The organism is Nostocoides japonicum T1-X7 (assembly GCF_001046855.1).
GTDB classification, from domain to species: Bacteria; Actinomycetota; Actinomycetes; order Actinomycetales; family Dermatophilaceae; genus Nostocoides; species Nostocoides japonicum.
This window is the reverse complement of the sequence record NZ_HF570958.1, coordinates 1,191,190-1,210,679: the sequence shown is the minus strand read 5'-3', so window position 1 is coordinate 1,210,679 and position 19,490 is coordinate 1,191,190. Positions and strand designations below refer to the sequence as shown.

Here is a 19,490-nt window from a genome sequence, read left to right as displayed (position 1 = left end):
GACGCCCGCTGGACCGACGGCGACCACGCCGCCCGAGCCGGCGACCGATCCGTCTGTGCCCGAGGCGCCCGACGAGCCGCTGCCGCCCGCCGGCGGGCCGGCCGCTCCCTGACGGCATACCGCTCGACGGCACCTCCGTTGTCCGTGGCGCGCGATGACGGTGTATCAATATCTGGTGAGACGTGCAGCCAGCCCCCACCTGACGACGTCCGCGGCTCACGAGGAAGCGGTGGCCGGCATCCGTGCGCAGTACGCCGCCATCCCTCGCGGCGAGCCGGTCCGGCTCGCGAAGCGGACCTCCAACCTGTTCCGCCCCCGAGCCGCGACGACGGGTCCCGGCCTCGACGTCGCCGCCCTCGACCGGGTCATCGCCGTCGACCCGGTGGCCCGGACGGCCCGCGTCCAGGGGATGACGACCTACGAGCACCTCGTCGACGCGACCCTGCCGCACGGACTCATGCCGTTCGTCGTCCCGCAGCTGAAGACGATCACGCTCGGCGGTGCGGTGACGGGTCTCGGCATCGAGTCGTCGTCGTTCCGCAACGGCCTCCCGCACGAGTCGGTGCGGGAGATGGAGATCCTCACCGGCGCCGGCGAGGTCGTGCGAGCCACCCCTGACGGCGAGCACGCCGACCTGTTCCGCACGTTCCCCAACTCCTACGGCAGCCTCGGCTACGCCCTCTCGCTCACCATCGACCTCGAGCCGGTCCATCCGTGGGTCGTCCTCCACCACGTCCGCTTCGCCTCGGCGACGGACGCGACGGGCGCGATCGAGGAGGTCATGACGACCGGCGCGTATGCGGGGGAGCACGTCGACTTCGTCGACGGCGTCGTCTTCACGGGGACCGAGATGTACCTCACCCTCGGCTCGTGGGCCGACCGCGTCCCCGACGGCCAGCGCCCGAGCGACTACACGGGCATGGACGTCTACTACCGCTCGATCCAGCACCGGACGACGGACGTCCTCTCCGTCCGCGACTACCTGTGGCGGTGGGACACCGACTGGTTCTGGTGCTCGCGGGCCTTCGGCGCCCAGAGCCCCCGCATCCGGCGCCTGTGGCCCAAGAAGTGGCTGCGCAGCGACGTCTATTGGAAGCTCATCCGGTTCGAGAACACCTACCACGTCGCGGCCTGGGTCGACGCGCGACGCGGGCAGCCACCCCGCGAGCGGGTCGTCCAGGACGTCGAGATCCCCGTGGCGCGGCTGCCCGAGTTCATCGACTGGTTCCTCGCCGAGGTGCCGATCGAGCCGATCTGGCTGTGCCCGATCCGGTTGCGGGACAAGGCGACCCCAGATGGTGCCAACGGTGGGGGAGAGCCGGCGGCCGGCATACCGTGGCCGCTCTATCCCATGCACGCGGGCGAGCAGTACGTCAACGTCGGCTTCTGGTCGACGGTCCCCATCGAGCCCGGTCGAGCGGACGGCGACGTCAACCGGCTCATCGAGGCCGCGGTCGACCGGCTCGGCGGCCACAAGTCCCTCTACTCCGATGCGTTCTACGACCGCGAGAGCTTCGACGCCCTCTACGGCGGGGAGACCTACGCGATCGTCAAGAAGACCTACGACCCGGACGGGCGACTCCCGTCCCTCTACGACAAGGCGGTGCGCGCACGATGACGATGACGATCGGACAGGCCTTCGACACACTCTTCGGACCCGACGCCCCGGTGGCGTTCGAGGCGTTCGACGGGTCGACCGGCGGCAGCGGAGAGGGCTACCGGGTCCGCCTGCTCAACCCGGAGGGCCTCAACTACCTCATCACCGCCCCCGGCGACCTCGGTCTGGCTCGCGCCTACCTCCAGGGCGACCTCGTCGTCGAGGGGCTCGACGAGGGCGACCCGTACGACTTCCTCGTCCTCATGAAGGACCGGCTGTCGATGACGCGCCCCGCCGTCCATGACGTCAAGGACTACGTCACGCTCGTGCGGCGCTACGGCCTCAAGCCGCCGACGCTGCCGGAGATCGAGACCCCGAGCCCCGTGCGCCGGCTCGCGCACGGGCTCCGGCACGGACGGCGCCGGGACGCGGACGCCATCCACCACCACTACGACGTGTCGAACACCTTCTACGAGATGCTCCTCGGCCCCTCGATGGCCTACACGTGCGCGTGCTACCCCACGGAGGACGCGACCCTCGAGGAGGCGCAGGAGCACAAGTTCGACCTCGTCTGCAAGAAGCTCGGGCTCCAGCCGGGGATGCGCCTGCTCGACGTCGGGTGCGGATGGGGCGGCATGGTCATGCACGCCGTGAAGAACTACGGCGTAACCGCGATCGGCGTCACGCTGTCCGGCGAGCAGGCGGAGTGGGGTGCGGCGAAGCTCCGCGAGGAGGGGCTCGGCGACCGCGCCGAGATCCGGCACCAGGACTACCGCGACGTCATCGAGACCGGCTTCGACGCGATCTCCTCGATCGGGCTCACCGAGCACATCGGCCCGAAGAACTACCCGTCCTACTTCGAGTTCCTCGCCTCGCACCTGCGCGAGCGCGGACGCCTCCTCAACCACTGCATCACCCGCCCGGACAACCAGCACGCCGGCATCCCGTCGCGTGGCTTCATCAACCGCTACGTCTTCCCCGACGGAGGCCTCACCGGGTCCGGCGACATCGTGCGGGTCATGGAGGACACCGGCTTCGAGGTGCAGCACCAGGAGAACCTCCGTATGCACTACGCCCGGACGACCCGGGCCTGGTGCAAGAACCTCTCGGCGAACTGGGACAAGTGCGTCCTCGAGACGGGCCTGCAGACCGCGCGGGTGTGGGGCCTCTACCTCGCCGGCTCCTCGCTCGGGTTCGAGCGCAACGAGATCCAGCTGCACCAGGTCCTCGCGACGAGGACCGACGCACTGGGCGACGCGAGCTACCCGCTGCGCCACACCTTCGGCGTCTGATCGGAGGCGGCCGGGTGGGGCCGCCGCTCAGTGCGCGTGCCCGGCCTTCCAGTAGCCGCAGAAGAGGATCCGGTCCTTCGGTATGCCGCCCCGCACCCATTCGCGCCGCATACCGGTCGGGAGGGACTGCTCCCCGGCGACCCAGGCGACGACCGGCCCGTCGGGCACCGGACGGAGGGAGGCCTCCGCGAACGCGGCGGCGCCGGGACGCTCGGACGGGTCGGAGCGGACGATCCACGTGAGGCGCACCCCCTCGGGACGCTCGAGCGGGAGCCGGTCGCCCTCGGTGGGGACCTCGAGGACGGCCTCGCCGACGGCGTCGGCCGGCAACGACGCGAGGATGCCGGCGGCCGCCGGCACCGCCGACTCGTCGGCGACGAGGAGCACCTGCTCGTCGGCCCAGGACGGGTTGAACATGACGCCCTCGTCGATGATGGCGACCCGGTCGCCGCGGTGGCAGGTCAGCGCCCACGTCGAGGCGGGACCGGCCGTCCCGTCGGCCGCCGAGCCGTGGACGACGAGGTCGACGTCGAGCTCCGGCCCGTCCGGTCCTTCCTCGCGGAAGGCCCGCACGGTGTAGTTGCGCAGGACCGGGCGGGTCGACCGCGACATCGTGAGGTAGCGAAGGTAGGACTTCGTGTCGAGCCTCGCGGGCATCCGGTCGAGCACGTCCGGGTCGCCGGTCGGGATGAAGAGGCGGAACCACTGGTCGAAGCCCATCGGGGTGAAGGCGCCGATGTCGCCGCCTCCGAGGGTCACCCGGACGAAGCGGGGCGACAGCTGCTCGCGGCGCAGCACCTCGAGGCGGGTGAGGGTGGAGACGGCAGGCTTGACCCGGGTCGTCTTCATGTTGGTCTGCACCATGAGCGCGCTCCTCTCGGGTAGGTAAGGCATACCTAACCTACCCGATGACGCGCCGCATGGGGAGAGTCCCGCCGCCCACCTCGCATACCTGCCCCCCGAGCCCGCCTCGCACGTGCCGAGAAGATGTCGCCCAAACGCTCGTCCGACGACATCAACTCGGCACGTGCGAAGCCGGACCTCGCCCGGGCGAGGTGGGGCGCTGCGCTCAGCGGTAGTTGGTGAACTGCAGGGCGACGTCGAGGTCGTCCCTCTCGCGGAGCAGCCGCTGGACGGCTTGGAGGTCGTCGCGTGACTTGCTCTGGACGCGCAGCTCGTCGCCCTGGATCTGGCTCTTGACGCTCTTGGGCGCCTCGTCGCGGATGATCTTGGAGATCTTCTTCGCGTTCTCCTGGCTGATGCCCTCGGTGAGCGGGATCTCGAGGCGGTACTCCTTGCCGGACAGCTTCGGCTCGTCGGGCACGTCGAGGTGCTTCAGGCTCACCTTCCGCTTGACCATCCACGTCTTGAGGACGTCGAGGACGGCGAGCGCCCGCTCGGCGGTGTTCGCCTTGATGACGATGAGGTGCTCTCCGGACTGCTCGACGGACGCGCCGACGCCCTTGAAGTCGTAGCGTTGGCCCACCTCGCGGGCGGCGCTGTTGACGGCGTTGGCCACCTCCTGGCGGTCGATCTTGCTGACGATGTCGAACGAGCTGTCGGCCATCGGTTTCGCTCCTTGGCGTGGGGTGTCGCGGTCCGGTAGGCCAGCGTATGCGGGGTGCCGGCGGCATCGCATGCGGCCTTCTCCCATGGAACGTCCAGGATGGCGAAACGTGCCCGTAACAGTTGGGTGCCAGCGTGCGGAGGATGCGCCGTGTCCCTGCCGTGATCGCCGCCGTCGCTGCTCTCCTCACGGGGCTCGTCCTCTGCGCCGCGCCGGCCGAGGCCGACGGCGGGCCACCTCCGGGGACTCCGACCGCTCAGTCCTTCGGCGGGACGCCGACCGTCGGCGCCATCTTCCGCAACGGGCTCAGCATGGGCCACGAGTGCAGCGGGAGCGTCATCGTGAGCCGGAGCCGCGATCTCGTCCTCACGGCGGCGCACTGCGTCTACGGCAGGCCTTCCGGCTGGTCGTTCGTCCCCGGGTACGTCGACGGGCGGACGCCGCACGGCGTGTGGACCGTCACGGCCGCCTACGTGGATCCGCGGTGGCAGCGGAGCGAGAACACCCAGTACGACTACGCGATCCTCCGCGTCGCGCCGCAGCGGATCGGTGGCCGGGCCGTGCGGATCCAGGACGTCACCGGCGGCAACCTCCTCGGCACCGCACCGGCGCCCGGTACGCGGATCACCGACATCGCCTACAACGCCGGCATCGACGACAAGCCGATCCGCTGCACGGTGCCCGTCCACTCCACGAAGGGCTACCCCGGGTTCCTCTGCTCCAACTACCAAGGAGGGGTGAGCGGCAGCCCGTTCCTCGCACGCAGCGCGCTCGGCACCCGGACCGTGGTCGGCGTCATCGGCGGCCTCCACCAGGGCGGCTGCTACGACTGGGCCTCGTACTCCTCGCGGTTCACGCCGGCGGTCTACCGGCTCCTCGCCCGGGCGGACTCGCACGCGAAGCCCGATGTCGTGCGTATGCCGGGTGGTGACGGCTGCTGAGCGGCCGCTGAACTCCTCCTGCCGGCTCGCTCGCCTGCCGTCCCCGAAGCCGGCCGCGTCGCCGCCCAGGCAGCCGGCGCCACGCCCGACCGCGGGGGTCGCTCCCGCATACCGTTGGCACTCGGACCCCCTTGTCTGCCAACGAGGTTCGGTCGCATCATGACGAGACCGGGTGCATGCTCGAGCAGTCGGGCTGTGCGTGCTGTCGATTGATCGCGGTGCGGAGGTGGGGAGCATGGACGAGTCGCGTGGCGCGGTGGAGATCTCGGCGCTGCAGGGGAAGTCCGGTCTGGCCGGGTTCCTCGTCGCTCAGCGCTGGCCCGACAACGTCCACGAGTGGGGCGAGTTCCTCCTCATGGCGGTGAAGATCGCGGCCGTCCCCGGACTGCTCGGCTGCAGCACGGTCTTCCGTGTCAAGGAAGAGGTCCCGGACGCCGACGTGCCCGGGGTCGTCGGGATGGTCATCGCCGAGGGGCCGGTCGTCGGCCCGCGGCATGCCCCGCCGCATCCCGACGGGACGACGCCGCCCGGGCTCGTCGTCCTCCATCCGCCCGGCACGGTGTCGGTCCGCGAGATCCCCGACGACGTGGCGTCCGGCTGTGTCCTGCTTCCGGGCATCCCGTACCTGGGTCTCGACCACCAGGCCGCCTGGGCACGATCCGACCGCCTCGGGGCCCTCTCCGAGATGCACACGAACGGTCACGTCGACCCCGAGGGCGACGTCGACACGGCGGTCCTCGCCATGTTCCTCGCGGCCTGAGCCGGCCTCGCTCCTGGCGCTCTGGACGTGGGGTACGGCGATGGCGCGACGGGCAGCAATGGCCCCCCGGCACGCTGATTCGGTCGCGGCGCCGCCGGTTGCTATCCTTGCCAGCGCGCATCCTGGCGGGTTGCCCGAGCGGCCAATGGGAGCGGACTGTAAATCCGTCGCGAAAGCTACGAAGGTTCGAATCCTTCACCCGCCACCAACGCGCCGAACGGGGCTCTGACCAGCGGAAACTCTGGTCAGAGCCCCGTTAGCATACCCCGCGGTGGTATCGTTCAGTCTCCGAGATCTGGGTGATTCGGACAGGCCTGTGACCAGCGAAAACGTGCTTGACGCCGTAGTCCGCGACAAATACGCGGCAAAGTTCAGGGCTTCCGAACCGCTCGCGCGTATGCCTTGGAGTCGGGACCTGCGGCGATGCCGACGGGGGGATATGCAATCACGACGGACGAGAGCACCGTCCCGGTTCTCGAGGAGACGGACAGGCTTCTCGTCGGCAGTCTGTCGACCGCTGGGGTGAGACTTGAGGCCCCCAACATCTCCCCATCGGCTCCCCAGCCCGTTGAGAGGCACGTCGCCCCCTTGCGGCGAAGTGGGGAACCTCGGTCGGATGTCGTTAGGCCTTGATGACGCCAGGGCACAACCCTCTGGCGGTTGCTCAGCGTGAACCCTCGGCGTACACTTTCCTGTACAGGGGGCCGACATGAAGACCATGAGCTACACCGAGTCCCGAGCCCGGTATGCGGAGGTCCTCGATGGCGTGACCGACGACCGCGAGGAGGTCGTTATCACCCGTGCCGGTCATGAGCCGGTGGTCATCGTGTCCTTGGAGGACTACGAGTCGCTGAAAGAGACGGCGTACCTCATGCGTTCACCCGCCAACGCCCGTCGCCTCCTGGACGCCATGGAGCGACTGGAGGGCGGCAAGGGAGTGACTCACCAGATGCTTGACGACGACTGACGATGCTGCTCGTCTGGGACGAGAACGCCTGGTCGGACTGCCTGTGGTGGCAGGCCCAGGATCGCAGGGTCCTCAAGCGGATCAACGCGCTGCTCGCCGACATCCAGCGCAACGGCAACGAGGGCATCGGCAAACCCGAAGCGCTCAAACACGACTTCGCCGGCTACTGGTCACGACGAATCACCGATGAGCACCGTTTGGTGTACAAGGTGGAACGCAACGAGGTCCGAATCGCAGCCTGCCGCTATCACTACGGCTGATGCCCGGCAGGCGGCGGAGTGACGCCCCCTTTCTTGAACCTGTCCCCGACGCTGATAGCGCGCTTTCGGCCGCTGCCAACCTTGGGAGGTTGGAGTGTTGCCAGGAGACACGCCCAAGCGGTGTCTGCCCGGGGCTGAAGGACGGGCGGTAACCAATGGTCGCTGAGATCTCAGGGAGCCGGGCGCGAGGCAGGCGGCGATGACCCAGTGGGCAAGCTGCTGGAGGTGCCCCCGGGGTAGGAGCGGCTGGGTCCGCGCTCGCAAAAGGACTAGTGCTCGTGGCGACCTATCTCCCACTCGTGCCCGAACGGGTCGGTGATTCGGCCCACCCGCCAACCATGCTCGACGTGCACGGCCGACTGCTCCACGGCCCCGGCAGCCAGAGCCTGAGCGTGGACGGCATCCGGATCGTCCACCACCAGCAAGAACCGAGCGGTGGCTGCGGCGATGGCGTCAGGGACCTTCCGTGTCGTGCTGTCTCCCGCGGTCGCCACCCAGAACATGGCGTCGTCAACGACCAGCTGAGCGACGATGTCCTCCCCCTCGCCCACGCGGTGCAGGACCTGAGCACCGAAGGCGGAGCAGTAGAAGTCGATAGCGACCGCGCCGCGGTCAACCCACAGCTCGGGTTGGATCATGGCCATGATTCATAGTGTCAGGCCCCGGATCAGCGCCATCCGACACACACCCGAGGGGACGTTCCCTCCCCACACCCCGCCCATACTCAAACAGCGACACCTCAGCGGGGCGTGCCACCTGGACCCGCTGGCTTCCGGTAGATCGTGGCAACTGAAACGCCGGACGGTCGGGTCGAGCGCCACCCCCGGCCAGGGCGGGTCGACGCGGCCTCCGCCTTCCCGGTCACGGGTGGATGAGGTGGCCCAGAAGGAACCGCACCCAGGACGGACGAACTCGGTGCACGCACAGCTCCAGCGGGCAGAGTGCGAGCCAAAGTCCGCGACTTGGCAGCCGAACGGCTGGACGAGGTCCACGCCGATGCCTTATTGGCCTTCGTCGCCGAGGTTGAAGCCGTGCAGGAGGAGCGCAACGAGGTACTGCACTCTCGCTGGCTACTGCGTGGGTCGGACTCCATGAAGCCCGTCTCTCAGTTCCTATCTCTAAGCGAAGACGAGCGCTTGACGTGTCTCCATCAGTGGGAGCGAGAGGCCCGCGCCTCCGAGGGCTGGAAGCTGCAACGCAACCGCAGTATGGAACTGACCCAGCGATTCCAAATGCAGCAGTTGGTTCAGCTCGAGCGTCGGCTCGCACGCGCCGAGAACGTAGCCGTGCAATGGCACTTCAGACTCGCCAGCATGCGTGAGAGTGGTACGCCTGCCGGATGGCGCGGCCCCGATGAAGCACGGCGCGGTCCGCAGCCGCTGCCACCCGGCGCACTGACAGGCGGGGCCGCGAGCGAGGCTCAAGGCCTTCTTTGACCAACGCAGGGCGAACCACGATTCTTGAGCCGCGTGCGGACGGCTTGCGATGTTGCAGTAGTCGCGGCGAAGTGGGGCAGGTCTGGAGTACACCTATGCGAAGGACCCGAAGCCTCCGGTATCGCCCGTCCGGCGGCGTCTTCAAGGCCGGGTTCCTGATGGTCCGCACGCGGTACGCCACCTGTCTTACAGATCGTGTTACAGTATTGCTGTGTCTCAGACGATCACGTTTCGCCCGGATGAGGACGCCGAGCGCGCCTTGGCCGTCCTCACCGCTGACGGCACTGCAGTCTCAGCCGCCGTCCGCGCTGCCTTGATCGACGCCGCCCGCGGCCGAGCGCAAGAACGACTGCGTGCCGAGGCCGAGGCTCTGGCCGCGGATGCGACAGACCGGGCCGAAGCTGCTCGGGTGCTGCGGGACATGGAGACACTGCGTGCGTGGTGACGTTCACCGGCTCAAGGCTCCACGCGGGAACCGTGGTCACGAGCAATCCGGTCGGCGGTATGCGGTCATCGTTCAGTCCGACTCGCTTCCTTTGTCGACGTTGCTCGTAGCCCCAACCTCAACCTCGTCCCGACCCGCGAGTTTCCGCCCCGAGGTCACGATTGCCGGTCATGCCACGCGTGTGCTGGTTGAGCAGGCTGCCGCGGTGGACCCGACTCGTCTGGGTGAGCGCGTTGCCCACCTCGGCCTGGACGAACTGCGGCAGGTGGACGCCGCTCTGCGAATTGTGCTCGAGCTCTAGAGTTCAAGCCGACGCGCACGCTGGCTACCGCCGCCGAATGCACCCGGGGCGACCAGTACCGAAATGCCACGCGCCTCAGGGGGTGACCGCAGCATCAGCTCCTGCTGTGATCGGGAAGGTCGGCAGGCGGCGGAGTGGGACACGTTAGGCCGCCCGTCTGGGTGGAGTCGGCCTGGGGCCCGGTGTCGGGATTGCTCCCGGTCCGTTTCCCCAGGCCGCTCGCCGAACCCGCCGTGCGTGTCTCCACGCAACGGGCTCTCCATGGTTTCTGCCGTGGGTGTGTTCAGACAGTTTGGACCCAGGGGTTGGGGATCTGGTTGCCGCGGTAGCGGTATCGACGGATCGGTATCGCTTCGAGGTTGTACGACTCGATCCCGTCCGCGCTGATGGGATGCCACCGGCCGATGAGGTCGGTAAGCCAGCGTCGGACGTCCTTCCACTTCCAGCGGTGCCGGGTTCGCATCATCCGCACGATCCGCCACCAGGTGTAGCGCTGAAGGTGGGTGAGGATGCGTTTGGCGATGGCGTGCTTGAAGTAGGGGGCCCAGCCGCGCGTGATCTGGTTGGTCCGGATCAACACGGTCCGTACGTCTTGCTGTGACGTCCTGGGGGTCAGGGCACGGATCCTCGCCTTCATCGACGCGAAGGGCCGCTTGGCGATGAAGGTGTAGACGTGCCACTTGGTGGTGCCCCTCTTGTGTGTCCACTGGATGCGGAAGCCGAGGAAGTCGAACCCCTCGCTCATGTGCACGATGCGGGTCTTGGCTGCAGAGAACCGCAACCCGAGTGGAGCCAGCAACTGAGCGATCTGCTCGCGCAGTTCGGTGAGGTGGTGGTCGGTCCCGTCGGTGAGCACCACGAAGTCGTCCGCGCCGCCCCGAGTGGTCGCTCGGCACGTGACGTCGCCGCAATGGCTCGCACTCGCACTCGCCGTCGGGGCGTGCCTGCCATAGTGGTTCAGTGCCTCGTATACCCGTGCCAGACATCGCGCTCCGCACTCTCAGCCGCCAGCTGGGTGGTCCCTCAGGACCGCTGGGTCTGGTGATCGCGCGGATGCTCAACAAGGGCAACGCCGCATCGATCACGGCCGCGGTGCAGACCCTCCAACTCAGGGGTGGCGAGACGGTGGCCGACATCGGGTTCGGCGGCGGGTTCGGTCTCGGGCTGCTGTTGGAGGCGACCAGGGATGGTGGGCAGGTGCACGGCGTCGAACCCTCGGCCGACATGCTGACTCGGGCCGCCAAGACGCGAGGGTCGGACATCGCCGCCGGTCGACTTCACCTGCATAACGCCAGGATGGACTCCCTGCCGTTCGCCGATGGCGCACTGGACGGGTGGATCAGCGTCAACACGATCTACTTCGTGGATGACCTGGGCGCAGCCCTGCGCGAGATGAGGCGCGTGCTGTCCCCCGGCGCCCGCGGCGTGATCGGTATCGCTGATCCGCGGTGGATGTCGCGTCAGGCGTTCACGAAACACGGCTTCGCGCTGCGACCAGTGACCGATGTCGTGGCAGCCATGGAGTATGCCGGACTGACGACCGAGCACCACACGACAGGTGGCCCCGAGGCGACGTTCCACCTTCTCACCGGCACGCACTGACCCCGTGGCGGCTCGCTGCCCTCAAGGCCGAATCTGTTCAAGTCCCTGGTCGTTCCCGCTCCTCGAGCTGAGGAAAGGCGGCGGAAAGATGCACCCCTCATGTATGCGAGGAGCTGGCGGATGACTCGCTGCGGCGTCGGCGTCCGGATGAAGCGCACGGTCCAGATCGTCGAGAACGATGAGGACTCTTGCGAATACGTGGGTCCGGACGAGGCTGTCCCGCTCCGATATGGGGCCGACAACGCCGCCGATCATGCTGAGGGTGTGGACATCCGCGATCGCATCCGGCGGTCAGCGCGGTGCTGATCGGGCCGCGCACACCCGACCAGCTCGACGACCTGCTGACGTCCGCCGACCTCGAACTGGACGATGAGACGCTCGACCGCATCGACCGCATCGACCGCATCGACCGCATCGACCGCATCGACCGCATCGACCGCATCGCGCCGCCCGGAGTCGACTTCAATCCCGAGGACAACGACGACGCACCGATACCGGCCATCGTCGACAAGCGGCTACGCCGTCGATCATGATCCGCTGCGTGGCCGATGTGAGCCGCCATCACGGCGCCAAGGGCGCCATGATGGCGCCACGCCGAGCATTCAGATCAAAGAGGTTCCTGAGGAGACGCACGCCGTGCTGAGGCAGCGGGCCGCCGTCGCGCACCAGTCGCTGCAGGAGTACCTGCTGACCCGGCTGGTCCAGGAGGCTTCCCAGCGGACGGTGGACGAGGTCCTCGATGCCGCCGGGAAGCGCACTGGCGGCTCGGTGGGCCCGGCCGACGCGGCCGCCCAGCTGCGCACCGACCGTGCTCGTCGTTGACGCCAGCGTCTTGGTCGTCGCCCTCGCCGACGACGACACCGACGGGACGACCGCACGAGGGCGATTGCGTGACCATCAGCTGGCGGCGCCGGGGCTGAGTGACCTGGAGGTGCTCTCGGTGCTGCGCGCCCTGGTCAGGTCCGGCCAGGTTCTGCCGCGGCGCGCCGAGCTGGCCGTGGACGACCTGGTCCGCATACCGCTGGATCGCGCCGCGCATCGGCCGTTGGTTCCTCGGTGCTGGCAGGCACGGAACAACCTCACTCCCATACGGCGTCGCCTACGTGGCCCTGCCCGAGCTGCTCGATGCCCCGCTTGTCACCGCGGACCGCCGATTGGCCGAGGCCACCGGACCACGATGCACAGTCGAGGTCCTGTCGCCACGCAAGGCGTGACGGTTCCCTCCCACCGCCGGCTTTCTCGCCGTGGTGCCCGACGGCTGAGAGCGCACGCGGCCGATGTCCAGACCGGAGCGTACGAATGCCCCGGGTTGCTCGATGTCCGACGCACCATGACCAACACCGACGACTCGAGGCGAATCCGTGGCGAAATCGCGGTTCTGGACCTCGCGCTGGATGGCGCCGGCGGGCAGCAGAGCGATGCCGAGTCCCGCTGCGGCGCAGCGCTTCACCGGCTCCATGGACGCGAACTCGATGGTGCGCGGCCGGATCCCGCCGCGGGTCAGCTCCTCGTCGATCAGCGCGCGGTGGGCGCAGCCGGGGCGGATGAGCGGATGCATACGACCTTGAGGCACGTGACGCCCTTATCGCCTGTCGGCGGGGCCGACGGAAACCCAATGCCCCCGCCGGCACGAGGACAGGCAGGCGGACCGAGCACGACCGGCACGAGGCCGAAGCAGTATCGGGTGTCCGTCGGTCGTCGACGGCGCACGGTCAGGGCCAGCCGCGGACGAGTCGGACGTAGTAGTCGACGCCGGCCTCGAGGATGTCGTCGTTGATGTCGTACTCAGGGCTGTGCAAGGGGGTTGCGCCGTGTCCGGGCTGGGTTCCGTTGCCGAGGAACGCGAAGACGGCCGGGACGTGGCGGGCGAGGATCCCGAAGTCCTCGCTGGCCATGATGGGGCTGCACGCATCGTCGAGGTCGTCGGCACCGAGGGCGGCGGCCACGGCGGTGGCGGCCGGGTCGTTGACGGTGGGGGCGAACTCGCGGGTGTAGGTGACGTGTCCGCGGGCGCCGTGCGCGGCGCAGATCGCGTCGGTGAGGTGGCGGATGCGGTGTTCCACGAGCTGGGACGTGGCGTCGTCGAACGTCCGGGTGTCGCCGGTGATGTGGACGTTCCCGGGGATCGCGTTCCGGGCGCCGTCGGTGCGGACGTCGGTGCAGGAGACGACCGCGTGGTGCATGGGGTCGACGTTGCGGGCGGTGACGGTCTGCAGGGCGGTGATGAGCTGGGCGGCCACGACGATGGGGTCGACGAGTAGGTGGGGGGCGGAGGCGTGGCCGCCGCGGCCGGTGATGTGGATGTGGAAGTCGTCCTCCCCGGCCATGACGGGGCCCGGCCGCAGGTGCACCCGTCCGGCGGGAAGGCCGGGGATGTTGTGGATCCCGAGGATGACGTCGAGAGGGTGGTCGTCGAGGAGGCCGTCGTCGATCATGGCCCGGGCGCCGCGGCCGGGTTCCTCCGCCGGTTGGAAGACGGTGCGTACCGTGCCGGTGAAGCCGCCCTCCTCCGCGAGGATCGCGGCGGCGCCGAGGACCATCGCCATGTGGCCGTCGTGGCCGCAGGCGTGCATGGCGCCGGGGTGGCGGGAGGCGTAGGGCCGGCGGTCGGTGTCCTCGGTGAGGGGAAGTGCGTCGAGCTCGGCGCGCAGGCCGATGGCATACCCGGAGGTGCCGCGGGTGAGGGAGGCGACGACGCCGGTGCCGCCGATGCCGGTGGTGACGTCGAACCCGAGGTCGCGCAGGACTGACGCGACGTAGTCGCTCGTCGCGTGCTCGGCGAACGCCGTCTCAGGGATCTGGTGCAGCTCGTGCCGCCACCGGACCAGCTGCTCGTGCCGGGCTCTGCCGACGGTTCGCGTGATCACCGGCTGGAGTCCGGGCGCCGGCCGGCGAGGGCGATGATGTGGTGCCTGGCAGCGCTCGGGGCCCGTGGTTCGGTGGCCGCGACCAGGAGGTTCGGGTCGGTCACGGTCGTCGTCCTTCGGTGTTGAGGAGGACGACCGTGGCGTCCGCCGGGAGGCCGAGGGCGGCCCGGCGATCGGTATGCGCGAGGGCGGCGCGGACGCCGGCGAGCGTGGCCGCGCCGCAGGCACCGGAGGAGACGCCGAGGTCCGCCAGGTCGGCCGAGGCGCGCAGGGCCTCCGCGTCGGTCACCGTGATGGCCGCGTCACACCCGTCGCGGAGGACCGGCCAGGCGAGGCTGGAGATGGTGCCGCAGTTGAGCCCGGCCATGACGGTTGCCGCCGTGTCGACCGTCGCGGGTCGTCCCTCGACGAGGCTGGCGAGGACACAGGCTGCGGTGTCGGGCTCGACGGACAGGACACGCGCGTGGGCGGCGTCGGGGCGCCGGTAGTGGTTGACGACGGCCTGGGCCAGGGAGCCCACGCCGACCGGGACGGCGAGCAGGTCGGGAGCGCCGCCGAGCTGCTCGTCGATCTCCGCGAGGAGCGTGTCGTAGCCCTCGACGATCCAGGCCGGCACCTGCTCGTACCCCGGCCACGCGGTGTCCTGGACCAGTTCCCGTCCCGGCGTCTCGTCGGCATACCGTGCCGCCGTCCGGACCGCCTCGTCGTAGTCACCGTCCACGCGGACGACCTGGGCACCTTCGGACTCGATGAGCGCCGCAGTCTCGGGCAGCATCACGGCGGGCACGACGACGGTGGCCGTCACGGTGAAGTGGGACGCCATCCGCGCCACGGCCCGACCGTGGTTGCCGTCGGTGGCCGTGACGAGCCGGGCCCCGGGGGTGCGATCCAGAACCTGCCGGCAGGCCCAGGAGGCCCCGAGCACCTTGAATGCGGGGAGGCCCAGGCGCGACGACTCGTCCTTGACGAGAACCCTCTCCACGCCGAGCTCGCGCGCGAGGGGAGGCAGGTCGACGAGCGCGGTGGGTGCATACCCCGGCAACGTCTCGTGGAACACGCGAGCCGTGCCGGTCGATGAGCCGCCGGACCAGTCGCGGGCGCTGGCCCGGGAGTACCACCTCGTCATGTGCCCATGGTGAGGGCACGAGACTCATCGCGTCCATCCCGAAGGCCCCAGGAACGGCACGGTTGCGCCTGTACAGCGACGAACTGAGGGTGCGGTCCGCGGCCCTCAGCCGGGGCTCGGGGCGGCGAACAGGCTCCTCGCGACGACGACGCGGGTGATCCGCGCCCGTCCGCACTCCTGCCCGTCCTCGTTGGAGGCGACGACCTCGAAGAGCAGGCGACGTCCGTCGACCTCCTCGAGCGTGGCGAGGAGGTCGACGCGCATACCGACGGGGCTGGGGCGGCGGTGCTCCAGTTCGATGCGATGGCCGACCGTCGTCTCGGACGCGTCGAGCATCTCCTCGACGACCTCGCACGTCGCGCGTTCCATCCACGCGAGCAGCCGCGGCGTCGCGAGGACCTCGACCGAGCCCGATCCGACAGCGGTCGCCGTGTCCTCGGTGGAGACGACGCGGGAGAGGCTCGCGCTCCGGCCGGCAGGGATCATGGTCGGCATTCTGCCGGGCCGGCCCGGCCCACTCCAGCCCGGCCCGGCCCGTCCCGGCCCGTGTCGGAATGACCGGGCACGATGGGGAGTTGAGATGGTCGCGACGACGCGTCGCGGCGGCAAGGGGTGGTGTTCATGGACGTCGCGGACACGGTGGCCCTGGTCACCGGTGCCTCCTCCGGCATCGGGCGAGCGGTGGCGGGCCGGCTGGCCGACGCCGGCGCCCACGTCGTCGTGCACGGCCGCGATGCCACCCGGACGGCGGAGGTCGCCCGCCGGATCGGGGGGACCGCAGTGGTCGCCGACCTGAGCACCATGGCCGGCGCGACGCGGCTCGCCCGCGAGGCGACGGCCGTCGGCCCGATCGACGTCCTCGTCGCCAGCGCCGGCGTCGGCTGGTCGGGATCCTTCCTCGGTATGCCGGCCGAGCGGGCGCAGGAGATCCTCGCCGTCGACCTCGTCGCGCCGCTCGCGCTCGCCCGGGCCCTGCTCCCCGGGATGCTGCGGCGTGGATCCGGTCACCTGGTCCTCGTCAGCTCGGTGGCGGGTCGCACCGGCGTCGCCGGTGAGGCCGTGTATGCCGCCGCGAAGGCGGGCCTCGACGCCTTCGCCGAGAGCCTCCGGTTGGAGTTGAGAGGCACCGGAGTCGGTGTCACGGTGGTGGTGCCGGGTGCGGTGGACACGGCATTCTTCGCGGGCCGGGGCCGGCCCTATGCGCGGCGGGTGCCGCGACCGGTCGGCGCGGACCGGGTGGCGGACGCCGCTCTCGGCGCCATCCGGCGGAACCGTGCCGAGGTGTGGGTGCCGCGCTGGATCGGGATCGCGCCGAGGGTCCGTGCCCTGGCTCCCGGCCCGTTCCGGGGACTGTCGGCATGGCTGGGCGAGCCGGTGCGAGCAGGCACGGGAGAGGAGGACGACGGGTGGGCATCCGGTTCCATGTGACGCTCCTCGGGCTCGCCGCGTCGTTCCTCCTCGCCTTGGCGGCTTTCTACCAGCAGCGCGCCGCCCGCGAGACGACCCGCCAGGGCCGCGGAGTGGTGAGCGGCGCCTCGGCGTTGATGGCGACGCTCGTCCGCGACCGGGTCTGGCTGACGGGGTGGTTGATCAACCTCGCCGGCTTCGGGACGCAGGCGGTCGCGCTCCACCTCGGGTCGGTCGCCGCGGTCCAGCCGCTCCTGGTCACCCAGCTGCTCTTCGCGCTCCCGATGTCGTCGCTCGAGCGCCGGACGTGGCCGACGCCCCGGGACTGGGCGTCCGCCGTCGCGATCTGTGGGGGTCTGGTGCTGCTGCTCGCCGTCGTCGGCGTGCCTCCGCTCGCCGCCGCGGCGGACCGCGGCCGGGTCGTGCTGGCCGTCGTCGCCGCGCTGGCGATGATCGTGGTCCTCGTCCCCCTCGCGGCCCGGTCGGGGCCTCCGGTGATGGTCGTCGTCACGGCCGGCTGCGCGGGACTGTGCTTCGCGCTGACCGCGGTGTTCATCAAGCTCACCGCCGCGGACCTCGTCCGGCACGGCGTCGGCTACACCGCTCGGGACTGGGTCGGCTACGCGCTCGCGGGATCCACGCTGCTCGGTCTCGTGCTGGAGCAGACGGCGTTCGCCAACGGGCCCCTGCCGTGGGCCGTCGCGACGAAGGAGGCCGTCAACCCGATCGCCAGCTACGCGCTCGGGATCCTGGCATTCCCCGCCGTGTTCCCGACCGACGCCGGAACCCTCGCCGCACTGGCCGGCGCGGGGGCACTCATCGTCCTGGGCGCCATCGGCCTGGCGGCCTCGCCCTCGGCCGACGTCTGGCTCACGCGCACCGAGGATGTCCATGCCGCCCGGGGGTGACCGGAGGCCGGCGGGCGACGAACGGCGCCTGTGCTATGACGATTCTGTGACCCCGGCTCCGTCCGGCCGGCCGACCGACCGGCCTGTGGTGTGGCGCCAGCTGCTGCTCGGGCTGCTGGTGTTCGGGTGTTATGTCGCCGTCGACGCCCTCGACTCGCCGGGCCGGCGCGAGGCCGCCCAGCGGCACGGCCACCAGCTGCTCGATCTCGAACAGCGGCTCCATCTCGACGTGGAGCACTGGCTCAACGACGGGCTCGCCGCGCACCGGACCCTCGCGACCCTCGCGAACTACGAGTACGCCTGGAGCTACATCCTCAGCGCGGCCCTCGTCCTGGCCTGGGTCTGGTGGCGCCGGCCAGACCTGTGGTCGGCCACCCGAGACTCGTTCATCGTGCTCAACGTCGTCGCGATCGCCTCCTTCGCCCTCTATCCCACCGCTCCGCCGCGGATGCTGGGGGGAGCGGGGTTCGTCGACACGGTCCAACGGGTCGGGACGGTCGGCTCCTGGGGCTCCGGCATCGTCGACACCGCGAACCAGATGGCGGCGATGCCGTCGCTGCACGTCGGCTGGGCGCTGTGGGTCAGCGCCGTCCTCGCGCGGATGACGGCCCACAGCAGGCTGCAGCTGCTCAGCGCCACGCACGTGCTCGTCACCGGCTACGTCGTCATGGCGACGGCCAACCACTATCTCCTCGACGCGGTGGCCGTCGTCGTTCCCGTCTGGCTCGGCATGCGGTATGCCGCGTGGCGCTACGACGCTCCCGAGGCAGCGGGCGTGCTGCTCCCGTCCTGTGATGCCTTCTTCCTCCACGTCGAGGACGCTGGGGCGCCCCAACACGTGGGTGGTGTCGCGATCTTCGCCGCCTCGACCGGTGAGGACCCCGTGCCGAGTCTCGAGGCGATCCGTGAGCTCGTCCGCACCCGGCTGGCAGCCCACCCTCCGCTCGACGCGCGCCTCGCCCCGGCGTCGAGGTGGCGCCGGCCCCGCTGGGTCCCCGCCGACGTCGACCTGGACCGGCATGTCGTTGAGCGTCGCTCGACCTCGGGGGAGGCCGGCCTCTACGCCATCGTCGCCGGTCTCGCCGAGGAGCCGTTGCCTCGCGACCGTCCGCTCTGGCGGGTCGTGCTCGTCCGCGACGTGGGCCCCGGCCGGTCGGCCCTCGTCCTCGTCGTGCACCACGCGGTCGCCGACGGCATCGGCACCGTCGTCCACGCGCTGGACCTGTTCGACCCGCGCGTCGCCCTGCCGCTGCCGGGAGGGACCTCGCCGGGCATCCTGCAGCGCGCCGCGGCGACCACCGTCGGGCTGGCTCAGCTGGCGACCGACGGCACCGCGCCAGCCCTCGGGGCGGCCCCGCTCGCCGGGGAGCCACCGCACCGGCAGTATGCGACGGCGCGTCTCGACCTCGACGTCGTCCGGCGGCTGGCCCGGGAGCACCGGGTCCGGGTCACCGATGTCGTGCTGGCCCTCGTCGCCGAGGCCGTCGCCGAGACGAGTCCGCAGATCGCGGCGCGGACCCGGCACCGGCTGCGAGTCTCGATCACCCAGATGGTCAGGGCACCCGGGGCCGGTCCCGAGGGCAACGCGACCGCGGCGGTGATGGTCGACCTCCCCCTCGAGGAGATGCCCTTCGACCGGCGGCTGGCGGACATCGCCCGACGAACCGCCGACCGGCTGCACCGGCCGACCCGGGCGGTCGCGTCGCGGTTCGTGATGGCCACCGGGCTCAGGCTGCTGCCGGAGCCCGCGGCCGCCTGGTTCGCCCGGACCGTCTACGGCGGTCGGTTCTTCCACGCGGTGGTGTCGAACATGCCGGGACCCCCGCAGCGGCTGACGATGGCCGGCGTCGAGACCGAGCAGGTCTATCCCGTCCTGCCCGTGGCGCCCGGCGCGCCCCTGTCGGTCGGGGCGCTGAGCTGGGACGGCGCGCTGGGCGTCGGCCTCGCGACCGACCCCGCCTGGTTCGACGCGCCGACCCTTGCCCGGCACGTGGGGCGCGCCGCGGCCGGCCTG

23 protein-coding genes and 1 tRNA gene are annotated in these 19,490 nt (G+C 70.4%); 16 read left to right on the top strand and 8 right to left on the bottom strand.

Features of this window, described 5'->3' with window-relative positions:
• Window positions 1-175 precede the first annotated feature (175 nt).
• Both BN12_RS05530 and BN12_RS05525 read left to right on the top strand, forming a co-directional pair.
• Window positions 176-1,618 (top strand): FAD-binding oxidoreductase, encoded by a 1,443-nt coding sequence (locus BN12_RS05530; protein ID WP_235432309.1) that lies wholly within the window; start codon window positions 176-178, stop codon window positions 1,616-1,618.
• A complete protein-coding gene (locus BN12_RS05525) occupies window positions 1,615-2,889 on the top strand; it encodes an SAM-dependent methyltransferase (RefSeq protein WP_048550747.1) in 1,275 nt (424 codons plus the stop codon). The genes BN12_RS05530 and BN12_RS05525 overlap by 4 nt, the downstream gene beginning before the upstream one ends.
• 27 nt (window positions 2,890-2,916) lie before the next feature.
• Here the strand turns inward: BN12_RS05525 and BN12_RS05520 are convergent, their stop codons facing one another.
• Window positions 2,917-3,753: a siderophore-interacting protein gene (locus BN12_RS05520; RefSeq protein ID WP_200901154.1), complete on the bottom strand. Its 837-nt coding sequence runs from the start codon at window positions 3,751-3,753 to the stop codon at window positions 2,917-2,919.
• 205 nt (window positions 3,754-3,958) lie between these two features.
• Window positions 3,959-4,456 carry a YajQ family cyclic di-GMP-binding protein gene (locus BN12_RS05515; RefSeq protein WP_048550745.1) on the bottom strand — a complete coding sequence of 166 codons (498 nt, stop codon included), beginning with the start codon at window positions 4,454-4,456 and terminating at the stop codon, window positions 3,959-3,961.
• 143 nt (window positions 4,457-4,599) lie between these two features.
• Here BN12_RS05515 and BN12_RS05510 point away from each other — a divergent pair, with 143 nt between their 5' ends.
• The 5 genes from BN12_RS05510 (at window position 4,600) to BN12_RS05490 (ending at window position 7,384) form a co-directional block, all read left to right on the top strand.
• On the top strand, window positions 4,600-5,397 hold the full coding sequence (locus BN12_RS05510) for a trypsin-like serine peptidase (RefSeq protein WP_083454441.1): 798 nt from the start codon (window positions 4,600-4,602) through the stop codon (window positions 5,395-5,397).
• A 235-nt stretch (window positions 5,398-5,632) separates the two neighbouring features.
• Window positions 5,633-6,157 (top strand): hypothetical protein, encoded by a 525-nt coding sequence (locus tag BN12_RS05505; RefSeq protein ID WP_048550741.1) that lies wholly within the window; start codon window positions 5,633-5,635, stop codon window positions 6,155-6,157.
• Between the two features lie 124 nt (window positions 6,158-6,281).
• Window positions 6,282-6,365: transfer RNA gene (locus BN12_RS05500), tRNA-Tyr, on the top strand.
• A gap of 501 nt (window positions 6,366-6,866) precedes the next feature.
• Window positions 6,867-7,124 carry a type II toxin-antitoxin system Phd/YefM family antitoxin gene (locus BN12_RS05495; protein ID WP_048550740.1) on the top strand — a complete coding sequence of 86 codons (258 nt, stop codon included), beginning with the start codon at window positions 6,867-6,869 and terminating at the stop codon, window positions 7,122-7,124.
• A 2-nt stretch (window positions 7,125-7,126) separates the two neighbouring features.
• The gene (locus BN12_RS05490; RefSeq protein WP_048550739.1) at window positions 7,127-7,384 is read left to right on the top strand and encodes a Txe/YoeB family addiction module toxin; all 258 of its coding nucleotides are present in this window, start codon (window positions 7,127-7,129) and stop codon (window positions 7,382-7,384) included.
• Between the two features lie 269 nt (window positions 7,385-7,653).
• Here the strand turns inward: BN12_RS05490 and BN12_RS05485 are convergent, their stop codons facing one another.
• Complete coding sequence (locus BN12_RS05485) at window positions 7,654-8,028, bottom strand: VOC family protein (RefSeq protein WP_048550737.1); 375 nt, start codon at window positions 8,026-8,028, stop codon at window positions 7,654-7,656.
• Between the two features lie 318 nt (window positions 8,029-8,346).
• Between BN12_RS05485 and BN12_RS05480 the strand changes: the two genes are divergently transcribed.
• The 3 genes from BN12_RS05480 to BN12_RS05470 all read left to right on the top strand — a co-directional run bounded on the left by BN12_RS05480 (window position 8,347) and on the right by BN12_RS05470 (window position 9,566).
• Window positions 8,347-8,820 (top strand): hypothetical protein, encoded by a 474-nt coding sequence (locus BN12_RS05480; RefSeq protein WP_157635368.1) that lies wholly within the window; start codon window positions 8,347-8,349, stop codon window positions 8,818-8,820.
• Window positions 8,821-9,031: 211 nt separating this feature from the next.
• Window positions 9,032-9,265, top strand: a complete 234-nt coding sequence (locus BN12_RS05475) for a hypothetical protein (RefSeq protein WP_048550728.1) — start codon at window positions 9,032-9,034, stop codon at window positions 9,263-9,265.
• The gene (locus tag BN12_RS05470; RefSeq protein ID WP_235432308.1) at window positions 9,201-9,566 is read left to right on the top strand and encodes a type II toxin-antitoxin system PemK/MazF family toxin; all 366 of its coding nucleotides are present in this window, start codon (window positions 9,201-9,203) and stop codon (window positions 9,564-9,566) included. The genes BN12_RS05475 and BN12_RS05470 overlap by 65 nt, the downstream gene beginning before the upstream one ends.
• Window positions 9,567-9,849: 283 nt before the next feature.
• On the opposite strand, the gene BN12_RS05465 is transcribed toward BN12_RS05470, so the two are convergent.
• A complete protein-coding gene (locus BN12_RS05465) occupies window positions 9,850-10,422 on the bottom strand; it encodes a group II intron maturase-specific domain-containing protein (RefSeq protein WP_053079959.1) in 573 nt (190 codons plus the stop codon).
• A gap of 197 nt (window positions 10,423-10,619) precedes the next feature.
• Between BN12_RS05465 and BN12_RS05460 the strand changes: the two genes are divergently transcribed.
• The 3 genes from BN12_RS05460 (at window position 10,620) to BN12_RS05450 (ending at window position 11,990) form a co-directional block, all read left to right on the top strand.
• The gene (locus tag BN12_RS05460; RefSeq protein ID WP_083454937.1) at window positions 10,620-11,168 is read left to right on the top strand and encodes a class I SAM-dependent methyltransferase; all 549 of its coding nucleotides are present in this window, start codon (window positions 10,620-10,622) and stop codon (window positions 11,166-11,168) included.
• Window positions 11,169-11,467: 299 nt separating this feature from the next.
• On the top strand, window positions 11,468-11,701 hold the full coding sequence (locus BN12_RS24345; protein ID WP_157635367.1) for a hypothetical protein: 234 nt from the start codon (window positions 11,468-11,470) through the stop codon (window positions 11,699-11,701).
• A gap of 4 nt (window positions 11,702-11,705) precedes the next feature.
• Window positions 11,706-11,990 carry a FitA-like ribbon-helix-helix domain-containing protein gene (locus BN12_RS05450; RefSeq protein ID WP_048556031.1) on the top strand — a complete coding sequence of 95 codons (285 nt, stop codon included), beginning with the start codon at window positions 11,706-11,708 and terminating at the stop codon, window positions 11,988-11,990.
• A 277-nt stretch (window positions 11,991-12,267) separates the two neighbouring features.
• On the opposite strand, the gene BN12_RS05445 is transcribed toward BN12_RS05450, so the two are convergent.
• The 4 genes from BN12_RS05445 to BN12_RS05430 all read right to left on the bottom strand — a co-directional run bounded on the left by BN12_RS05445 (window position 12,268) and on the right by BN12_RS05430 (window position 15,647).
• Window positions 12,268-12,726, bottom strand: coding sequence for a LysR family transcriptional regulator substrate-binding protein (locus BN12_RS05445; RefSeq protein ID WP_048550723.1), 459 nt, complete (start codon window positions 12,724-12,726; stop codon window positions 12,268-12,270).
• 154 nt (window positions 12,727-12,880) lie between these two features.
• On the bottom strand, window positions 12,881-14,035 hold the full coding sequence (locus BN12_RS05440; RefSeq protein WP_200901152.1) for an amidohydrolase: 1,155 nt from the start codon (window positions 14,033-14,035) through the stop codon (window positions 12,881-12,883).
• A gap of 100 nt (window positions 14,036-14,135) precedes the next feature.
• Window positions 14,136-15,161, bottom strand: a complete 1,026-nt coding sequence (locus BN12_RS05435) for a pyridoxal-phosphate dependent enzyme (protein WP_048550721.1) — start codon at window positions 15,159-15,161, stop codon at window positions 14,136-14,138.
• 105 nt (window positions 15,162-15,266) lie between these two features.
• Window positions 15,267-15,647 (bottom strand): thioesterase family protein, encoded by a 381-nt coding sequence (locus tag BN12_RS05430; protein ID WP_048556029.1) that lies wholly within the window; start codon window positions 15,645-15,647, stop codon window positions 15,267-15,269.
• Between the two features lie 135 nt (window positions 15,648-15,782).
• Between BN12_RS05430 and BN12_RS05425 the strand changes: the two genes are divergently transcribed.
• The 3 genes from BN12_RS05425 to BN12_RS25000 form a co-directional block, all read left to right on the top strand.
• Window positions 15,783-16,589 carry an SDR family NAD(P)-dependent oxidoreductase gene (locus BN12_RS05425; RefSeq protein ID WP_048556028.1) on the top strand — a complete coding sequence of 269 codons (807 nt, stop codon included), beginning with the start codon at window positions 15,783-15,785 and terminating at the stop codon, window positions 16,587-16,589.
• Complete coding sequence (locus BN12_RS05420; RefSeq protein WP_048550719.1) at window positions 16,568-17,476, top strand: DMT family transporter; 909 nt, start codon at window positions 16,568-16,570, stop codon at window positions 17,474-17,476. Before BN12_RS05425 ends, BN12_RS05420 begins: the two co-directional genes overlap by 22 nt.
• Before the next feature lie 46 nt (window positions 17,477-17,522).
• Window positions 17,523-19,490, top strand: a 1,968-nt coding sequence (locus BN12_RS25000; protein ID WP_162233048.1) for a bifunctional phosphatase PAP2/O-acyltransferase family protein, incomplete at its 3' end; no start/stop codon positions are given.

Coding starts and splice junctions, on each gene's coding strand:
- BN12_RS05525 (WP_048550747.1), top strand. CDS start 1,615: ATGACGATGACGATCGGACAGGCCTTCGACACACTCTTCGGACCCGAC.
- BN12_RS05520 (WP_200901154.1), bottom strand. CDS start 3,753: ATGGTGCAGACCAACATGAAGACGACCCGGGTCAAGCCTGCCGTCTCC.
- BN12_RS05515 (WP_048550745.1), bottom strand. CDS start 4,456: ATGGCCGACAGCTCGTTCGACATCGTCAGCAAGATCGACCGCCAGGAG.
- BN12_RS05510 (WP_083454441.1), top strand. CDS start 4,600: ATGCGCCGTGTCCCTGCCGTGATCGCCGCCGTCGCTGCTCTCCTCACG.
- BN12_RS05505 (WP_048550741.1), top strand. CDS start 5,633: ATGGACGAGTCGCGTGGCGCGGTGGAGATCTCGGCGCTGCAGGGGAAG.
- BN12_RS05495 (WP_048550740.1), top strand. CDS start 6,867: ATGAAGACCATGAGCTACACCGAGTCCCGAGCCCGGTATGCGGAGGTC.
- BN12_RS05490 (WP_048550739.1), top strand. CDS start 7,127: ATGCTGCTCGTCTGGGACGAGAACGCCTGGTCGGACTGCCTGTGGTGG.
- BN12_RS05485 (WP_048550737.1), bottom strand. CDS start 8,028: ATGGCCATGATCCAACCCGAGCTGTGGGTTGACCGCGGCGCGGTCGCT.
- BN12_RS05470 (WP_235432308.1), top strand. CDS start 9,201: ATGCGACAGACCGGGCCGAAGCTGCTCGGGTGCTGCGGGACATGGAGA.
- BN12_RS05460 (WP_083454937.1), top strand. CDS start 10,620: ATGCTCAACAAGGGCAACGCCGCATCGATCACGGCCGCGGTGCAGACC.
- BN12_RS05445 (WP_048550723.1), bottom strand. CDS start 12,726: ATGCATCCGCTCATCCGCCCCGGCTGCGCCCACCGCGCGCTGATCGAC.
- BN12_RS05435 (WP_048550721.1), bottom strand. CDS start 15,161: ATGACGAGGTGGTACTCCCGGGCCAGCGCCCGCGACTGGTCCGGCGGC.
- BN12_RS05430 (WP_048556029.1), bottom strand. CDS start 15,647: ATGATCCCTGCCGGCCGGAGCGCGAGCCTCTCCCGCGTCGTCTCCACC.
- BN12_RS05425 (WP_048556028.1), top strand. CDS start 15,783: ATGGACGTCGCGGACACGGTGGCCCTGGTCACCGGTGCCTCCTCCGGC.